Annotated in this window: 18 protein-coding genes, 1 tRNA gene and 1 pseudogene; 14 read left to right on the forward strand and 6 right to left on the reverse strand. The window is 36.3% G+C overall.

The annotated features are described in order from the left end of the window. Positions 1-2 precede the first annotated feature (2 nt). Entirely contained in the window at positions 3-890 is an 888-nt protein-coding gene (locus ABIB39_RS14675) for a class I SAM-dependent methyltransferase (protein ID WP_354430914.1), read from the reverse strand. Between the two features lie 131 nt (positions 891-1021). Here ABIB39_RS14675 and ABIB39_RS14680 point away from each other — a divergent pair, with 131 nt between their 5' ends. Then, on the forward strand, positions 1022-1216 hold the full coding sequence (locus tag ABIB39_RS14680; RefSeq protein WP_354430915.1) for a hypothetical protein: 195 nt from the start codon (positions 1022-1024) through the stop codon (positions 1214-1216). Positions 1217-1290: 74 nt separating this feature from the next. Here the strand turns inward: ABIB39_RS14680 and ABIB39_RS14685 are convergent, their stop codons facing one another. The 3 genes from ABIB39_RS14685 to ABIB39_RS14695 form a co-directional block, all read right to left on the reverse strand. Next, positions 1291-1464 carry a hypothetical protein gene (locus tag ABIB39_RS14685; RefSeq protein ID WP_354430916.1) on the reverse strand — a complete coding sequence of 58 codons (174 nt, stop codon included), beginning with the start codon at positions 1462-1464 and terminating at the stop codon, positions 1291-1293. Positions 1465-1530: 66 nt separating this feature from the next. Beyond that, entirely contained in the window at positions 1531-2124 is a 594-nt protein-coding gene (locus ABIB39_RS14690) for a response regulator (RefSeq protein WP_354430917.1), read from the reverse strand. A gap of 1187 nt (positions 2125-3311) precedes the next feature. Next, positions 3312-3605, reverse strand: coding sequence for a Bor family protein (locus tag ABIB39_RS14695; RefSeq protein ID WP_354430918.1), 294 nt, complete (start codon positions 3603-3605; stop codon positions 3312-3314). A 255-nt stretch (positions 3606-3860) separates the two neighbouring features. Between ABIB39_RS14695 and ABIB39_RS14700 the strand changes: the two genes are divergently transcribed. Further along, positions 3861-3937 (forward strand) — tRNA-Lys (locus tag ABIB39_RS14700). A gap of 88 nt (positions 3938-4025) precedes the next feature. Beyond that, a complete protein-coding gene (locus tag ABIB39_RS14705) occupies positions 4026-5348 on the forward strand; it encodes a phage integrase SAM-like domain-containing protein (protein ID WP_354430919.1) in 1323 nt (440 codons plus the stop codon). 148 nt (positions 5349-5496) lie between these two features. Here ABIB39_RS14705 and ABIB39_RS14710 read toward each other — a convergent pair whose 3' ends face one another. Continuing rightward, complete coding sequence (locus ABIB39_RS14710; protein WP_354430920.1) at positions 5497-5991, reverse strand: hypothetical protein; 495 nt, start codon at positions 5989-5991, stop codon at positions 5497-5499. 525 nt (positions 5992-6516) lie between these two features. On the opposite strand from ABIB39_RS14710, the gene ABIB39_RS14715 reads away from it, so the two are divergent. From ABIB39_RS14715 to ABIB39_RS14745, 7 genes and pseudogenes are all read left to right on the forward strand, one after another. Next, a complete protein-coding gene (locus ABIB39_RS14715) occupies positions 6517-8358 on the forward strand; it encodes a DEAD/DEAH box helicase family protein (RefSeq protein WP_354430921.1) in 1842 nt (613 codons plus the stop codon). 514 nt (positions 8359-8872) lie between these two features. Then, positions 8873-9376, forward strand: coding sequence for a hypothetical protein (locus ABIB39_RS14720; protein WP_354430922.1), 504 nt, complete (start codon positions 8873-8875; stop codon positions 9374-9376). A gap of 74 nt (positions 9377-9450) precedes the next feature. Beyond that, entirely contained in the window at positions 9451-9951 is a 501-nt protein-coding gene (locus tag ABIB39_RS14725; protein ID WP_354430923.1) for a hypothetical protein, read from the forward strand. Between the two features lie 298 nt (positions 9952-10249). Then, the gene (locus tag ABIB39_RS14730; protein ID WP_354430924.1) at positions 10250-10672 is read left to right on the forward strand and encodes a hypothetical protein; all 423 of its coding nucleotides are present in this window, start codon (positions 10250-10252) and stop codon (positions 10670-10672) included. A gap of 38 nt (positions 10673-10710) precedes the next feature. Beyond that, positions 10711-11217: a hypothetical protein gene (locus ABIB39_RS14735; RefSeq protein ID WP_354430925.1), complete on the forward strand. Its 507-nt coding sequence runs from the start codon at positions 10711-10713 to the stop codon at positions 11215-11217. 972 nt (positions 11218-12189) lie between these two features. Beyond that, positions 12190-12759, forward strand: coding sequence for a hypothetical protein (locus ABIB39_RS14740; RefSeq protein ID WP_354430926.1), 570 nt, complete (start codon positions 12190-12192; stop codon positions 12757-12759). A 1-nt stretch (position 12760) separates the two neighbouring features. Further along, a pseudogene (locus ABIB39_RS14745) lies at positions 12761-13758 on the forward strand (DUF4407 domain-containing protein). A 46-nt stretch (positions 13759-13804) separates the two neighbouring features. On the opposite strand, the gene ABIB39_RS14750 reads toward ABIB39_RS14745, so the two are convergent. Further along, positions 13805-14413, reverse strand: coding sequence for a hypothetical protein (locus ABIB39_RS14750; protein WP_354430927.1), 609 nt, complete (start codon positions 14411-14413; stop codon positions 13805-13807). 251 nt (positions 14414-14664) lie between these two features. On the opposite strand from ABIB39_RS14750, the gene ABIB39_RS14755 reads away from it, so the two are divergent. The 4 genes from ABIB39_RS14755 to ABIB39_RS14770 all read left to right on the forward strand — a co-directional run bounded on the left by ABIB39_RS14755 (position 14665) and on the right by ABIB39_RS14770 (position 17524). After that, on the forward strand, positions 14665-15030 hold the full coding sequence (locus tag ABIB39_RS14755) for a hypothetical protein (RefSeq protein WP_354430928.1): 366 nt from the start codon (positions 14665-14667) through the stop codon (positions 15028-15030). A 169-nt stretch (positions 15031-15199) separates the two neighbouring features. Next, entirely contained in the window at positions 15200-15373 is a 174-nt protein-coding gene (locus ABIB39_RS14760) for a DUF3606 domain-containing protein (RefSeq protein WP_354430929.1), read from the forward strand. 638 nt (positions 15374-16011) lie between these two features. Further along, positions 16012-16944 carry an ArdC family protein gene (locus ABIB39_RS14765; protein ID WP_354430930.1) on the forward strand — a complete coding sequence of 311 codons (933 nt, stop codon included), beginning with the start codon at positions 16012-16014 and terminating at the stop codon, positions 16942-16944. 94 nt (positions 16945-17038) lie between these two features. Beyond that, positions 17039-17524 (forward strand): hypothetical protein, encoded by a 486-nt coding sequence (locus ABIB39_RS14770; RefSeq protein WP_354430931.1) that lies wholly within the window; start codon positions 17039-17041, stop codon positions 17522-17524. Positions 17525-17571: the final 47 nt, after the last annotated feature.

The following is a 17571-nucleotide window of genomic DNA, read 5'->3' on the forward strand; positions in this document are numbered from 1 at the left end:
CCCTATTTTTCGGATACCGCTATTCTGAATTTATTGTGATACACCACATGCCCATTAGCTTGAGTATATGGTTGTATAGCTTCAGAAATGGCTTGGTGAACCTTATCAAACCCGCTATGCGCAATTGCTTTGGCTACGGGGCCGGTGGCAAGAAGGCCCTTGATCGCAGTTTCTGTACTTGCGTAGTCCCAAACGGAGGTAACATCTTCCACCTGTAAAAGCTTAAAGCCGGCTTGTTCTAATGTATTTTCCAACAGCCTGTTTTCGGTAAGTGCAAAAGGGCCTGGTGCACCCGGTGCCGGGGGAGGCAAAAGGTTGCCAACAGCTTTTAAGTAGGTTTCCGCTTCGCAGTCTTCCTTATTACCCCAAATCATAGTTACCAGCTTCCCGCCTGGTTGCAACACGCGTTTGGCCTCAACTAAAGCATTTTGGACATTGGCGGCGTATTGGAATGAATTGAACCCGCAAACTATGGTAAATGAGTTATCTTCAAAAGGCAATTCCTCCATCTCCCCGCTCACAAAATGGATAATTGGGTTGCGTTTCTTAGCTCTTTCAATCAAACGTTCACTTGCATCTATGCCCGTAACTTTGGCACCTGTTAAACTCACCAGGTCGCCAAACAAGCCGGAGCCGCAACCAACATCCAATAATCTGTCAGCAGCTGTGGGCTTTAAATAATTTATAACATAATTATAACCGGCAATACCCGTTTGCTCCTGGATGTTTGCCCAATCTTCGGCACGCTCACCCCAAAGTTTCCCCTGTATATCTCTTGAACCCATAATTTGCGATAGATAATGCGTAAGCGCTAAATGTACAAAACCCTTGTCAAAAACCAAATTTGCCGGGTAAATAGAAAGCATAATCCCTCCGTAAAAACAAAACATTGTATCAATGTTTAAATGACAGATATTATTAATACTTTTTCAGCTATTATTGTTCCACATTTATTTGTAATGCGTTAGTAATGACTATATTAGCAGAACATATTATACATTACTTTATCATAACAATAACAATGAGTTTATTTTCCATATTTTGTATTGTGTTATTAGGCATGTCTATCACCCTTATACTGGGAATAGCATTTTTTAGCTATCTTAAATATATCAAAAGGCGCTATTACCCAAATTGGAAATTCCCCGACTATATAAGTGTGGGTTATGCAGAATACCTGTACCATAAATTCATCAAGAAGGACCTGCAAAACTGACGACCGGCAATGAAGCAACTTAACTGTGTATGTTAATATAAAATGTTAATGCCATTAAAAGCGTTTATAACAGCCTAATCCTTTTTCCTGGCTTTTAAAGTTGAAAATTGTGCGATGATTACAAACGCCATGCCGATAATAAGAGCGTAAAATAGAATATTTTGAGTTGCGGTACCAACATCAAGTTGATCTACGAATGTTGTTGAATTACAGCGCATGCGATCCATCAAAAGATTGTAAGACTTCATAGATAACAACTTATTAGTGAAAGCTCAAAACCTGTTTTTACAGGATTATAAGCCGTGCGTACCACATTAATAACAATTAAGGTTAAAAATGGCTCTTATCTTTTCTAACCCGATTGGCTTCCGTATAAGCTCTTCAATAAATGGTATCTTAAGGCTTCTCTCAGTATCAGCCTGCCATAGAGAAGACGTTAATATAAACGTACGTATCCTGCCTAAAGGGTCTATATTAAGTCGCTGAAAGTTTAGAATAAAATCCCACCCATCGCTTACCGGCATATTTAAGTCAAGGAAAATGCAATCGGGCAGTTGCTCTGGAGTATTGATGCTTACATGCAGCAGCCTGCTTATTGCATCGTCCCCGTTGTTAAAGACTTCGATCCTGGTATTATTCACTACCCTGTTAATGGAATGCTTTAATATAATAATATCCAGGTCGGCATCGTCAATTACGTAAACCAACGGGGCATTGTTATCGCTATATAAATCGGGGAAATGGGATTTGAAATCGTAACCTATAGCTTTACCTATGCTATTGATAACTTTGGCACTCAAATCGCTCATTTTAAACCACTTTAAAATTGTCCGCTGACTAACTTTGAGCTTGAGGGAAAGATCATCTACGTTATAACCAAGCTTGCCGGTAACAAATTCTAACTTCATTCCTCGATGCGTTTCCATACCCTAAATTACAACTTCGAGCTATATATTTTAGGTGTTTACCACGTATGGATGGCAATGATATCAAATAAGCCTTTTTTACCCAGATTTAAATTTCAAAATAGGTTAAAAACACCCTTGTTGTAAAATAGTTAATTACTATGAAAAGTATAATGCAGTTTACTTTTAACCGATATGCTATAATTAATTATTTTCTTAAAAGGTGCCATTCTATCGTTCTTACGTTAAATTTTTAAAATCCTTTAAATTCAATGCAACCTAAATATGAGTACAACGTATAATGAATTGTTGGTTAATTGGTTTATGAGTTCAATAGTGAGAGTTTAAGCCTCTAAGTGTTACTTAGAGGCTTTTTTATTTAATACCTAATGCAACTCTGCTTTTTCAAACTCCTTGTTCAATCATAAAAAAGGGTTCCTGCCCCTTGCTGCAAAAGTGTTGGTGTAGCTGATGAATGTTTGATAAACATAAGATCAACCTATGAAAACATTAAAAATTATTTTAGCAGTATTGGCTATTGCGGTCTTCATAATCTCCTTTACATCCTGCAAAAAAGATAATGTAACGCCTGGGACAATGAAAGCTTGTTAATTGGATTTCGGAATATGACTAAGGTGGGGCTGAATTACAACAACGATGGGCAGGTACAAGAAGCTGAGGTATTCCCTGTTCCAAGCAACAAGGGCGCTTTTTTCAATTTTTAAAAGATGGAACCGGAAACTATAATGACAGCAAATAACGGTGAATCAGCGTTGCTACACATTAAAAAGCTTACCACAGTTGATCTTTCTTTTGAAGTAATACAAAAATAATAAAGGCCCAGCACTTTAGTAGACTCTTCAGGCTTAAACAGCCGCTGATTATTATGTCGGTTACTTATCAACAAGCATAAATTTAAAAAGCAATTAACGGGGCTTTTACTAGTCAGAGCCGTTTAAGTCCTTTTTAACAATGGCGCGTCCCGATAAAAATGCAATAAATAAAAAAGCCACAAGTAACAATATATTACCTGTTATGTAACCGAAGCCATAGTTTGTTATTCTTTTAAAAGTGCTTTCGATATCAAGCCCCAAAACATTGATAACAATACTAATTATAAAGATAATGCTTAAGATAAAAACGAAGTATCGCATAAAAATGAAGGCAGGACCTTCGCCCTGCCATTAAAATTACTTTGTTACAGTTGTTGTAGTTGGTGAATAAAGACCAAACGTGATGGCGTTTAATAGTCCATTTACAAAACTGTGCTGAATGGTAACCGTGTAGTCTTGTGCTCCGCCTGCCAAAGTATTCGGATCAGACACACCAACTGGCGCTAAGCCAAACAAGACGTAATGATTCCATTTGGAAACCTTAACATTTGATTGAGCACCTTTTCCTACTTTAAAAGTGTTAACATAGCACGATGAGAAACTCAAGCAAATAAAAGCAAGGAATAAGATAGTTTTGGAAAAATGTTTCATGTAATGAGGTTTTAAATTAGAATGTGAAGATAGTAAAATCCATCAAACCTTCAGATTATTATAAAGAAAGTAGGAAGGCACAGGACCGTAAGTGATATGAAGATATTTACAATTAAAGTTAAACCCATTATGTTACCGGATTAGCAATTCAGGATTTTAGCTACTTTTATAGAAGAATAAAAGTGACTATTAAACAAAATATTAGTAGTTACAACTATCAATCGTATATTTGCAGCCCGTCAAAAACATCAGTATTGACTTGGTAGCTCAGCTGGTAGAGCAACTGACTCTTAATCAGTTAAGCTTGGGCGTTTGACGCCCAAACGGGTCGAGATAAGGGTATCTACTCTAATATACATATGTAATATTCTTCTTTGTTTGCAAATGGTTTGCAAACGATTTAGCCATAATTATCACATTATGGTTTCTTACAAATTAGCTCTTGACGAACGTCGAGCAAAACAAGACGGCACTTTCCCAGTAGTAGTACGGGTAACTTATAATCGTAAGGTTAACACTTATCAAACCGGCATCTTTCTTAAAGCTGAACACTGGGATAAAAACACTCTACAAGTTACAAAAGCTACTCCTAATTCAATTGCGTTAAGCAGTAAAGCCAGCGAATTTTATGTCAAGGTACAGAAGTCGATTTTGAATATTGAAAACGATCAAACGTTCACATTTGATGAACTCAAGAACCGCCTCTATCCTACTACAGTAAAAAGAGAAAAGCAAAAGTCATTCAAGGAATACGCTGAGACCGTAATGGATGACATGCGTAAATCTAAGAGAACAGGAGGTGCTTTAGTATATTTAACGGCGGTTAATCGGGTTATAGACTATTGCGGCAATTCAGATATACTCTTTAGTGATATTGACTACACATTTCTGGATGGGTTTAAAAGCAAGTTGGTTCAACAAGGGCTTAAGAAAAATAGTGTAGGTAATTATCTTAGATGTATTCGCGCGTTGTATAACAAAGCGATTAAAGCTAAGATAGTAAGTAGAGACCTCTACCCTTTCCACGACATACCTATCAAAACAGAGAAAACAGCTAAGAGAGCAATTAAGATTGAAGAATTGCGAAAGCTTTACATCCATCCAAAGGTAGCAGATTCACAAGAATGGCATGCCTCAAACTACCTGTTTCTAAGTTATACACTACGAGGAATATCATTTACAGATATGGCCTACCTTAAAGAAAGTAATATTAGGGATGGGTGCGTAGTTTACCGTAGGCGTAAAACTCATAAGCTATACACTATAAAACTTCATCCGGTTGCAAGGATAATACTTAAGCATTATGAAAACTCAGCCAATGGCTATCTATTACCAATATTTCCAAAAGGAATGGTTGAGGATAGCGATGTGTCTAAAAAGATATCGAGGCAATGGATAAAAACCACTAACAAGTATCTTAATCGTATAGCTGTACAATGTTGTGTGATCGCCAATATTACGACATATGTAATTCGGCATACCTGGGCTACAATTGCAAAACGTCTTGGATATCCAAATGAAATGATTGCGGAAGGTATGGGTCATGAATACGGGAATAAAATCACAAATATTTACCTTGACGAATTCGATACCGAATTAATAGACTCCATGAATGACAAGATCATAATTTCGATTCTACCTTGCCCTCTGCAAATCCCTACAGTCCTTAACTATGTATTTAAACAGAAGCAAACAAGTTCCCTTATAAGAAGTAAGCTTAGTTTATATAACAACTTTTCTTAATAAAATAAAAGCAGGATGGCTGACTGTCCTGTTTCTCTATAAAGTCATGGAGAGTTTGATAGCCTAGAGCTGCAAGATGCAGCGCTACAACTATAAACTAAAAAGCCCACCGTTATGGTGGGCTTAATGTAACATTTGTTATTCTGGATTAGATTACTAATAATGCAAATATGGGTTTATAATAACGCTCTCTCTTTCCATTTGGGCCCATTTTAAGGTAACTTTCAACTATAAAAAGCTTCCCTAACTCCGCGATACATTGTGGAATTATCTTTCCTTTTAAACGAGTTAATTCACTAACAGATCGACTGGAACATATAATAGCGCTTACCTGCCCGCCATCGTATTCAACTCCAATTTTAAAACCTTCTGTTACGCTCCGATTGTACTTTAGATCATTGCCAGTGCTACTATTGGCGGTATCGGACTTATCGCTCACACTTTCAATTCCGTCTTTACCACGTAACTTAATGCTTTTAAGCAAGCTTAAAGTTTGTGTTTTGTATCTCGGCTGAAAGGCATGATAGCGACCCAGCATTGTTGGAGATAGATTTCTTACACTATCAAAGCCAAACTCTTTCTTTTGACTTGATTTTTTTTTGTTGCCATCATTGGCATCCAAAGAACTAGTTTCGTTCTGCATATATTTAAATATTTAGAAATTTTAAAATGCGTATCGTCAATAATTATTGTAAACCAAGATTTCAAAGAACGATAGGTTTAAGTTTAAAGTTGCCGCCGTTGAATAAATTCAAACCAGTGCTTCACTTTTAAAAGAATAACCTAGAAATTAAAAATTAAAAATTAAATCGGCAAAAATCGATACGCTGTTGCCATAAAAAAATTAAAATGCGAGTGTGGTGCATCGCATCTGAGACATCGCAAATATAAAACCTTTGCTGTGATATTAAAAGTTAATCATTAAATAGTTTAATAATATGTAAGCAATTGATTATCAAATAAATTTGATTTACAGGTGGCTTTTTCGTATCTTTACATATCATTTCAGAAGTCAAGAAATTCCCCTAAGCAAGGATGAAAGGTCAGTTTAAGGCTGACCTTTTTGTTTGCCCCAACTTTCCAAAAATTTTGGCTCCTACAGATACTCCTTTTCCCTAGATACATTCAGAAAATAGATAAGCTTGCTTTAAGACTTTTTCAAATTGAAATGTACAAACCAATCGTTAATAAACCGTTAAATATCGGCGACAGATTCAACGTTGCCTTCCCAGATGGAATTCCTTTAAATAGTAATGTAGATAAATCTAAAACCGCGTTAGGTATAACATATGCAGAAATGATGGCACCTAGAAATAGTATTTTGGCGTTATCTAGTGTACCAATAATCGAAGATAAATATAACTCTAAAGATTATGCCCATATTCAACCTTTCAAGATAATTAAGGGCGTTACCTCTGGCATGATAGCCAATGAACTTTTGCGAGAAGATGGTTATAAATATAAAAAACTGCTAGTTACCCCTGAAAGTTTTCCAAAGATTATCGAAGCAGCCAAAAGTATAAGGAAACTTAAATGGCTTTATAATGATTTTTTTCTCTTTCTTGATGAATCGCACTGTTATGCGGTTGAGGCTTTTAGAGAAGATATTTTAAATCCTTTTAAATTTATTGAGCATTTTAAAAATGTTTCAATGGGTTCGGCAACCCCTTTTCCTTATAGTCATCCTAGATTCAATCGGCTTGAAAATTACAAAATAACTTACAAAGAAAAATTTGGAGTTGTAACCTTGATAAACAATGAGCATCCACAAAGCGTTATGATGCACTTTATTAAGAACCCTGATATGTTCCCTGGAAGGGTGCATGTTTTTTTTGCTTCCGTAACAGCTACAGCCAAGCTTATAAACACTTCTGGCATCACTGAAGTAATGGTGGCATGCAATTGTGATAAAAAAAACATGGTAAATTTAGGTGAAGCTATCAAATATTATGTTGAACAGCCATCAGAAAAAGATTTTAAAAAGTTTAATTTTTACACAAGTAGGTATAATGAAGGTTGGGATTTGATTGATGACTCAACTGCCACTATGATTTTCTTAACAGATAAAGCTATACCACATACGTTAGGCGGTATTCAATTTAAAGGGTTCCAATGTGTGGGCAGGCTTCGGTCAAAGCCTGATAATAAGCCAAACAAAATCTATCATATTACAAATAACCTTGAATTAGGCGATATGAAATCTATTGAAGAAATTCAGAAAATAAGGCTATACAATGCTAATGCACATATTAGGCAATTTAATGAACATAAAATTGCTTGTAAAAATGATGGCCAGGTTGACTTAGAACTGCTTTTGCCGGTAATTAAAAACTATACAGATCTTAATAATGGCAAAGCTTATTTGAACTTGGATAAATTGGATCAGCAAAGCTGCGCTCAATATTGTCGGGAAACATATAACAATGCTGAAACCATTAAATCAGCTTGGGAGAAATGCAACTATGATGTTGAGGAGATAAAGTTTTCGATACCTGTAATTGTTCATGAGAGGAAATCATCTGCAACGATAAATAAAGAAATCGTAGACCATATAAAAGAACTAAGAATCAACCCAAGTGCCTATATCTTCGATAATGCAGCAAATCTGCTAAAACATTATCGGCAAGATTATAACATTTTAATAGATGCAATTGAACTACTTGGTATAGAAAAAATTGAACAACTAAAATACAGCAATAACGACATGAAAGCACAACTGATAGAACAAAGCAATAAAAACGTTGACGCACAGCTGAGACTGTTAATAGGAAACACATTTGATTTAAACGGAGAATACACGAACAAGGAAATCAAGGTTAAATTACAAGGATTATACGATCAATTAAATATTAGAAAGCCAGATGGTTCAAGGAAAATTGCTAAAGCAAGCGATTTGAATAACTTTAATATGTTTGAATTAGACGAGGGCAAGGTTAAGGATGAGAAAGGTAAATGGCAACACGGCTTAAAAGTTTTGCGTATTAACTACACCATAGCAAATGCGGCTTAATTCTTTTCCAAAAAAAATGAAATTATGGTTTGTATAGAGAAAACCTCCGCAATTCTCTAAAAAATGGCAACTTATAATATTAACCTGTTAAAGCTGCCTTTGTGCAACTTTATTCGTTTAACGGCAATTACTGTAAGTTTAAAAGGATAAATGTCTCAATCTACATCGTTTACTGATGTACAGCATCAGTTTGCATGCTTTAAGTGTTACTAGCACCTATCAGCACATAAAAAAATTATTTTTTGTTCTACGGGCGGCTAAAGAGGTAGATATAATCCCCCGGTGTAATGTTGAGTTAAGACAAAAAGATTATCACTCGATCACTGCTACACCTCTCAGCCATTTTAAAATAACGATTTTCAGCAAACAGGTTTCTACTCATTTCATCTCTATAGGTGGTGCCTCGAAACTGTTTTGAAACCGTCTTAGCTTTTAAAAGGTCAGGTAGCACTGTACGATTGATTGCCAACCTAAGTGTAAACAAACCAAATCAACTAACATCAAACTGGAAAATATGAACCAAAACACAAGTAGCAGGTGCGAAAAGGCTATCAGAGTAACCGATCCATCGCAAACAAAACCACCTCAACTTTTTACAGGTAGAAAGCGTTATCAAATCGCGCAAGCACGCAATCCGAACAGCAGGCAGCATAATGATAACCTATCTTTAGAAATATCCTATTTCAATGTGCTTGCCAGGGCTAAACGTTTATGGAAAGACAGTAAGCAGTTAGCGGTCGAGCGCGACTTCAGGATGGATAAATCCATAGCTTACAATCAAGTGATGTACGCTTTCATAACGGATAGCTTCTACCTCTTTTTAGAATGTGAGTTTGACTACTGCTACTCCTTAAATTTTGCATTTAATGATTGCCCACATGAAGTAGCGTTAAGGGAAATGCTTCAGCCTTTAACAAGTAGCTTCAGAGTTAAAGAAGTTAGCTTAAAGCCCGACTATGCAACTTTCTACAGCAACGCGCTGGCTTATCAACTGGAGCACTTTCGTTACTTCTTATAGGTAAAACGTATCAATAACAATCTAACAGCTTGGTGAGAAATCATCAGGCTGTTTTCATTTAAACTCAACGCAACATGAAAACTACAAACTCAAAGCAACTAAAGCTAGCTGCTTACAACGGAGCTGTTAAGGCAGCCTACCACGCTATTTTAAAGATTGCCAAACAACTACTGTCAACAGTAGCACATGAAGAACTCCGTTATTCCCTTACAAGGGAAGACAAGTCAGCAAACGAAGCTGGCTCTATCATCCACGAGTTTCTAACCCCTATGTTATACATAAGGCTTGACTGTGGCTTCGACAACGTTTACTCGATACACTTTGGTGTTGAAACGTTCGATAAGCCTAATGAGTTCACTACGCTCACAGCTAAGTTCATACGCACAATTTACCGACTAACCTCTAAAGAGTTAACCCACACAAACATTGAACATTCTGTGCAAGTGGATTGGGTAATAATTAACTGTAGCGAAATGTACCAGCACATCGAAGAGCGAAACAGGCATCATACTTTTAAACTTATTACGCACAAGGTGACTGCTAAGCAAAGAAAACAATTGCTTAGTGTGGCTTGATACGAAACCAATTATTAACTTTACAACAAAACAAAGGAGGAACCCCACAGATAGTAAATTATACTACTTCATATAAATTAAGATAAAGCGTTTGCTTTGTTCTTGCATCCCGAAATCTGGCGATCTCATTAAATGCAACAGGAACAGACAAGTCAAGCGCCCACGCGAAAGTGTGGGCTGCGACCGTCTGTTGCATTGGGCTCCGCCAGAGCCTCGGGTGTGTGGACTTAGTTGCAGTTCCACGCTTTCGTGCATTTAACCCACCGATGAAGGACTGTTTCGGTAAAACATGGAGATCATGACCTTAAAACACAGTATTATACTTCTAAGTTTAATTTTTAAAGGGGCATTTATTGTTCCTATTGCCTTGCTTCCAGCCATTACAGTTTACGAAGGTAACTGCAATGTATACAGAGAACAAGTAGTTAACGGCAATCAACGACAAGAAACCTTCGACAAGAGTGGAGTGGGGCAAATTGTTATTAATGAATCAGCCCGAACCATAAGTTTTTATCTTAATGATAAAGCCTTAATCAAATCTCAGTCATATACTACATCATATGCTCCTGATGGTGAAGCACTTTACTATCAAACCCGTAGTGAGTATTCGATTGCTTACATTCCACGCAAAAAAGGATTTCATATAATCATAACCCCAAACTTTCGACCTGTAACAACTTGGAACGAGTACTACATTTCTGATTGCTCAATCAGACACTAATCACATTGGCAGGTTGCCATACAAATCAGAACACAATCATGCTCAAGAAAACTATCATATCATTTGTACTTATAATAAGCAGCTGTAACATCTTTGCCCAATCCATTAGTCCAATCCAGTTACAAAAACTATTTACTTTATGGCAAAAAGGTGCTATAGAAGAGATCGAGGCTTACATGAATGCTTTAAGTCCCAAATGGCAAACAGAGGCTTCTTTAATATATATGCAAGAAGATAAGCGGTCTATTACTTGGCTATTTAAAGATTCTTCGCCAAGTGTAGGCGCTTTACAAGTTAATACGTTAAGAAGTGGGACAAAATATATTGATAAAGTCATGTTCGTCACTGATAAAGCCATCTATCGCAACCAGTATCTATCTTCAATTAAATCGCTAAAGTGCGAGTTAGTAAGCTATACTAATGAAGGAGCAGGTAAGCAAAAGTGGATTTACAGAGACAGTGACACTTTATACCTCATTACAATAGACCAACAAGCTACAAAATCAATATACACATTTGCACTACAAGGCAACAACACAAACTAATGAATTGCAAACAGAACCATATTTAACCATTCTCTAAGAGTTGCTTAAGAGGGAATGGTTAAATCTGTTCTTTGCGCTCCGTGGCCTTTCACACACCAGGTCCATTTGAGTTTCGTTGCTCTAACCTCATCAAACCATCACGCCAAGCTTCGTTAAGCATCAATAAGCTTTTTCAAAGCACATTAACGCTTAACCGTCGATGCCGGCTTGTCATGCGCTTTGATTTTCGGAGAATCGCCACTCCACATTCGCTCTTGCTATCCTTTTAAACGCATCGCTGTAACTTCGCTAAGCTTTGTTTTCGCTCAACATCTAAAAGTCTATACACTCATCATAATTTTAGCTCACCTGCATCTCGCAAAACGCTTCAATGCTGTCATGGCATTTGAGTTTGCCAACGTTCAGCCCACCAGGACAAATGCAACGCCAGCCTTTTGTGAAGCATTCTGTGAAGCCGCCTCTCGGCTCTCTCTTCACAGACCTTTTGCTCTGTTCGCAGGTTTGTTCGCTATTATAAATTTTGAAATGTTCATAATATAGTTTACATTTATAGACCAACCTTCTCATATCAAATGAATAATTATTTGGAACAAAGTAGATATCCAAATCTGCGAAATTTAATAAATAAAAGGACTTTTGATGGGAGTAACCGATTGGGAGGGCAAATAAGCGATACTCACAATTCGGTAAACGAACATATACCAACGCATGGATCTTACGGAGAACTTTTGTTTGATGAAAGATGGCGTATCAAACGCAGAACAATTTTACAACGAGATGGAAATCAATGTGTAATTTGCTTCTCTCGGGAACACCTCCAAGTTCATCACCGACAATATCATTTCGTTAAAGAAATTAGCCAGTTTAAAGTGCCTTGGGACTATGATGACTCTTTGCTAATTACATTATGCAAAAAGTGTCATAATCGTGGACATAGCAAGTATAAAGTACCAAATCTTTCAATATAACAGTATGGGCCTATTCAGTTTTAGAAAAAACAATAATGATCAGTCGTTTACGACTACAAATCCTATTTCAGATGAAGTGATTAATGATATCCCTGAAAAGGTATTCATCCAAAATGAAGGTAAAACATCCAGTATATCAAATGACAATTCAAGTAATCCTACCGATAATAACATAAACGTTTTGTTTAGCTTCTTAGATCGTAACCACGAAGGAAAAGGGTATGACGATGCCTTAGTTAATCCAGATGCAAATCATTTGAGCCAAAATTTAGAGGCATTAAAAAACGAACTTATTCGAGTTGTAAACAAAGTAAAAACGTTCTATGAAGACTTTATCAAAGAAATAAATTATCACATTGATAGCAGAAGCAGGAGTGGAATGGTTGACACTGTAGAAGAATTGAAAATGAAAAGAGAAATCGCCTTAAGCCACATGGAAAAGGTTGTAGAAATTGAAAAAGACGCTAATAGCGATTCAGGAGATAGTCAGGGTATTTTAATAAGCTATACACGAGGATTTAAAAATGGATTAGCTGCGATATCACATCATGCAATCTTAAAAAGAAAACTATAATATGAATGATTGGTGGTTAAAGTTTGGTTGTTTTCTTACAGGATACAATTACAATATAGTTAATGCTTCAAGTGAGGTTTCAGCAAAAGCGGTCAAACGCTACACATCAGCACTATTGATTATATGTATTTTATGGTCATTTATTGGATTTGTGTTCACACAGCGTTACCTTAAATCAAACTTATTGGGTTGTCTTTTTGGGGGTGGTATATTGTGTATAATCATAATACAAGTTGAAAGGCAAATCATTATGGCAATTCATAAAAATTGGAAAATGTATGCATTTCGTGGACTGATTGCCTTAACTATGGCAATTATCGGATCTGTTATTATTGATCAAATATTTTTAAAGAAGATATTGACCAAAAGCAGATTTACTTATTAGATGGTAAGGTAAATAAAGTCCTTCCCGAAAAGGAAAAGGAATTACGCTCACAGTCTGTTAAATTGGATACACTGATTGAAAAAAAGGAAAAAGAACGAAAAGCTATTGCAGATGATATATCTCTCCATCCAACTATAAAATCTGTTACTCAACAAAGTAATGCGGTACCAATTCAAACAACGACAACCGATTCATTAAAACTATCTACAACTAAAACAAGCATGGTTAATACGACCAGTTTTACAGTTTCTACTATTCAAAACCCCAAGATGGCTCTGTTGAATCCTATAGATTTACAAATTTCAGGATTACGGGCGCAAAAGGCGCGAAAAGATAGTGCTCTTATAGCCTTAAGACCTATGATTGAAGCTGACATAAAATCGAAAGTTGGCTTTTTAGACGAACTAAATGTTATGTATTTGTTAATATCCGAATCCGGTGTGGCTTTAGCAGTGTGGTTACTTTGGATAATTTTTCTTTTGTGTATTGAATTATTTATAATGATGAGTAAAATAGGTGAACAAGAGAATGACTACGATGCTACAGTTTTACATCAGATGGAATTACAAAAAAGGAAACTGGCGTTATTAGCAAATACAGGCGAACAACGTTAGTAAACTACATTAAATCAATTTAAAATTCTTGATTGAACAGGCTACATTAAGCTTGAGTATGATTGAGTTCGTTTTTTGATACAATCTCACTTAAAAGTTCGTTGTAGCCAATTGCTGATGCATGTCGTTTTAAAGAATTTAATGTAATAGAATGCTGGCTACGTTCATATTTATTAAGTTCAGTTGTCGATAATACATAGAAATCCCAATGAGTTAAATCTAACGGATTGATAGTCTGTTTATCTTCGTGTTTAAGTAGACAAAATACATAAACGTCGGCATGTCGTTTTGCAATTGCAGAACGCTTGTCAACTTCCCAATCCCAAGCTCTTGCCAGCTTCGTGCTAAACGAAATCTTAGAAACAACGTTTTGCTCCCAAGATTGGAGATATGCCGCTGATTTTATTTCAAGCTTAATCCCTTCTGGTGTTGTGAGATCATATGGACCCCACTCTTCCCTTACTTCTTTAATATCAATGTTTGTCGCAAGTGCAACTAAAAACTCTGCCAAACGTCCTCTTGTAGCATTGCTCAAAATATCCGAAACATTCCATCTCCAAAAATCTAATAGAGTGTGATTGGATACCTTACCGTTTACTATAATTCCTTCGTTCCCAGTTTTGAGTAATGGTTTAATGTGACTTAATGGATGCATTAACAAGCGCAGATAAAGTGAAATAATATTATTACGTAAATTTTCTTACAAAGTTAGCTGATACATCATCATACAGTCACTTCTTTTCAAGGTAGTATAACGAATATGGGTATCCATCAATGGAGCCTCCACATATTCTTATATCTCCACCTTGCCTTTAATGCAGCTCTACAACGGTAAATCAACTAATATAATGTTTAATTGTACATCTCGTTAAACCTTTATTATCTTCGATATATTAAGTAAGGCATATGAGGGCATTTCACGGTATTATAATTTATGAAATTTTGGAAAATGGCAACCTACTGAATGGGATCTATACAAATAATGGTCTTTTAGAGACGACTATAAACGAATATTGTGTTGATACTGAAATTGCTAGAAAGAAAAGATGTGATAAAGGGCTTAACGGCGTATACAAATGCAAATACACTGAAACAGATGTTAAAACTGATATTACCTCAGTAGAACAATGCGATTTAGAAATCATAAATTATAACGGAGTATATAAATTTGTATGGAGTCAAAATGGGAAACAAATTTGGACAGGGTTGGGATTAATGGCAGGTAACAGGCATATTGCGGTTTCTTATGATGAAACTTTGACGCCAAATTGATATGCTTTAGTTTAACAATATGATTAGGCTGTACAGTGTAATAAAGTCAAATCTATAAATAATATGTCAACGCTTGGCTTTTAGCCAGGCGTTTCTAATTAAAGCTAAAGGTTCCCTGCGCTAAACATTCTTAATAGATTGTTGTTCAAATTAAATATTTTAATTAACAATGACAAAAAAGAGAATAAAAGCAACAGCAGATGCACGTACTGTTGATATTGAAGATCAACATGCAATAGATTTTTGGACCAAACAATTAGGTGTTACAGAATTGAAGTTAAGAGCCGCTGTAAAGGTTGTTGGTAATGCGTTTCCGGCTGTCAAACGCGAATTGAAAAAATAGAAAATCTGTTTGTCTTATTTGGGTTAATTACAGTATATGCAAAACATATACAATCGTCTTAAATCTTATATCGGAAGATTGAATATTACTATCAGTCTGGAAGCGTTAAAACTTAAATATTCCAATGACTCTGCAAACAAAGCGCAATATAAACGCTACACGATGTTTGTCCGGCTTAGAAATAGATTAATTACTAAGTGTATCGAATTACTTTCTAAAATGCACACAGATATAAAAAACACAAATTAGGTTACTACATGGGTGCATCTCTGTCGAAGCCTACCTTATAAGAAATAAGAGTAGATATTTACCGCACATTTTATTTCCAAAAGGTATAAGAGTATCTATTCTGTATAAGAAATGTGCGTAATCCCACCACACACATAATACAATCAATACTGGCAAGCAAAGTTAGCCAGTTAAGCCGCAAACGGTGGCCATTTCCCACTTACTCCCACAATCCAAGGTAGTATCAAAAACTTTAGAGCTTACACGGCATAAACCCACTTTGCCATCGCTCCATCTATTTATTCCATGTTCCTAAAAGTTCTTTGCTCTCCACCTTGACCTTATTGCCTCTTACAGGCTGTCAGGCTGCCATAATTAATTCATTTAATCACTTTAAATCATTTAAGATCATGGCTACTACAGCACAACAACCCACACAAACAAACACTTTCGTTGACACTTACCAGGAAGTAACTGATGCAGTTATCAAAGCACTTGAAGAAGGCACTATCATCTGGCAATGCCCCTGGAACCAGGTTGGCCTACCAAAGAACATTACCACGAACGTTAACTACCGGGGATGGAACCTATTTCTCCTAAACTTTCACTCGATGATTAAAGGTTATCCAACACCTTACTACATTACCTACAAACAGGCTCAAAAGCTTGGAGGCATTATTAAAAAAGGAGAGAGAGGCATCAGGATCATCTATTGGGCCGAAGTCGAACTGAAGAACCAATCAGCAGAAGCTAATCAACAACCTAAAGTTGATGAAGCTACAAAGCCGAGAATGATAATGGTACCAAAGGCTTACACCGTATTTAACATCGCGCAAACCGAAGATATCGAGTTTCCTGCTTTCGAAGCAAAATTGCGAAGCGATGTAGAAATAATACAGGCTTGCGAAGACGTTATTGCTAACATGCCAAATAAGCCCATCATACGCAAGAACGGAACTAATGCATACTATCAACCGACTACCGATATCGTTGTCGTACCGAGCCTTAAAAAGTGCAAATCTAATGAGGCTTATTACAGTACACTATTCCATGAACTGGCACACAGCACCGGCCATGAAAGCAGATTGAATCGAAAAGAACTTTTAAACTCAGATGGCTTAGGCTCTGCTACATACGCTAAAGAAGAACTTACAGCCGAAATGACTGCTGCATTCCTGGGAGCAATAACCGGGATAGGTCAAGCTACAATTGACAACAGTGCAGCCTACATTGAAAGCTGGCTTAAAGCATTGAAGAATGATAAAACATTAGTTATCAAAGCTGCTGCACAGGCTCAAAGAGCCGCTGATTACATCATGTCGGTTACTTATCAACCTGCATAAACTTTAAAGCCCTTAACCGGGCTTAATTTTATATTTAGTCGGTGATAGTTCTTAACGTAAACAAATTCATCATTAAAGGAACTATCTTAGACTGATGAAAAATATATTAGGTATCGTAATGTTCTTTTGGTGTATTAACGCGACCGCACAAACGTCAGCAAAAAATCATGGTACGAGATTAGGCCCTAAGCCTTACACACAAAAGCAGAGCCTAATTTACATAGACGATGGCGGAAAGCTACTCTTGCTGTATTCTTGGATAGAGTTTGAAATAAAAGATTTAAGCCCGGAAGCAGTGGATATGAAAAGAACAAGTTTCATTCTGCAACTTGACAACAATGATACGATAGGGTTTAAAGCAAATACTTTATACTCAGCAGCTGTTACAACAAACAAGGGTGATGTATTAAATATAGCGTGTGACATTACAAAGGAAGAGTTAAGAATTTTAACAGAGCATCGCATTCTAAATATTCTTGTGACCGTCAACGGCGCAAGTAAATTTAATTCAGTCGTAGTGACAGAAGAAAATCAAAGGGATATAGCTAAGAATGCAGCAATTGTTTTAAGTGAGCAATAAACTTGTAATTAACCTATTTCTTAAAAGTTACCGAGCCTTGATTTATT

The organism is Mucilaginibacter sp. UYP27 (assembly GCF_040547175.1).
In the GTDB taxonomy this organism is placed as follows: Bacteria; Bacteroidota; Bacteroidia; order Sphingobacteriales; family Sphingobacteriaceae; genus Mucilaginibacter.

Excerpts from the sequence above, each read along its gene's own strand:
- ABIB39_RS14675 (WP_354430914.1), bottom strand. The coding sequence starts at position 890 with ATGTTTTGTTTTTACGGAGGGATTATGCTTTCTATTTACCCGGCAAAT.
- ABIB39_RS14680 (WP_354430915.1), top strand. The coding sequence starts at position 1,022 with ATGAGTTTATTTTCCATATTTTGTATTGTGTTATTAGGCATGTCTATC.
- ABIB39_RS14685 (WP_354430916.1), bottom strand. The coding sequence starts at position 1,464 with ATGAAGTCTTACAATCTTTTGATGGATCGCATGCGCTGTAATTCAACA.
- ABIB39_RS14690 (WP_354430917.1), bottom strand. The coding sequence starts at position 2,124 with ATGAAGTTAGAATTTGTTACCGGCAAGCTTGGTTATAACGTAGATGAT.
- ABIB39_RS14695 (WP_354430918.1), bottom strand. The coding sequence starts at position 3,605 with ATGAAACATTTTTCCAAAACTATCTTATTCCTTGCTTTTATTTGCTTG.
- ABIB39_RS14705 (WP_354430919.1), top strand. The coding sequence starts at position 4,026 with ATGGTTTCTTACAAATTAGCTCTTGACGAACGTCGAGCAAAACAAGAC.
- ABIB39_RS14710 (WP_354430920.1), bottom strand. The coding sequence starts at position 5,991 with ATGCAGAACGAAACTAGTTCTTTGGATGCCAATGATGGCAACAAAAAA.
- ABIB39_RS14715 (WP_354430921.1), top strand. The coding sequence starts at position 6,517 with ATGTACAAACCAATCGTTAATAAACCGTTAAATATCGGCGACAGATTC.
- ABIB39_RS14720 (WP_354430922.1), top strand. The coding sequence starts at position 8,873 with ATGAACCAAAACACAAGTAGCAGGTGCGAAAAGGCTATCAGAGTAACC.
- ABIB39_RS14725 (WP_354430923.1), top strand. The coding sequence starts at position 9,451 with ATGAAAACTACAAACTCAAAGCAACTAAAGCTAGCTGCTTACAACGGA.
- ABIB39_RS14730 (WP_354430924.1), top strand. The coding sequence starts at position 10,250 with ATGACCTTAAAACACAGTATTATACTTCTAAGTTTAATTTTTAAAGGG.
- ABIB39_RS14735 (WP_354430925.1), top strand. The coding sequence starts at position 10,711 with ATGCTCAAGAAAACTATCATATCATTTGTACTTATAATAAGCAGCTGT.
- ABIB39_RS14740 (WP_354430926.1), top strand. The coding sequence starts at position 12,190 with ATGGGCCTATTCAGTTTTAGAAAAAACAATAATGATCAGTCGTTTACG.
- ABIB39_RS14750 (WP_354430927.1), bottom strand. The coding sequence starts at position 14,413 with ATGCATCCATTAAGTCACATTAAACCATTACTCAAAACTGGGAACGAA.
- ABIB39_RS14755 (WP_354430928.1), top strand. The coding sequence starts at position 14,665 with ATGAGGGCATTTCACGGTATTATAATTTATGAAATTTTGGAAAATGGC.
- ABIB39_RS14760 (WP_354430929.1), top strand. The coding sequence starts at position 15,200 with ATGACAAAAAAGAGAATAAAAGCAACAGCAGATGCACGTACTGTTGAT.
- ABIB39_RS14765 (WP_354430930.1), top strand. The coding sequence starts at position 16,012 with ATGGCTACTACAGCACAACAACCCACACAAACAAACACTTTCGTTGAC.
- ABIB39_RS14770 (WP_354430931.1), top strand. The coding sequence starts at position 17,039 with ATGAAAAATATATTAGGTATCGTAATGTTCTTTTGGTGTATTAACGCG.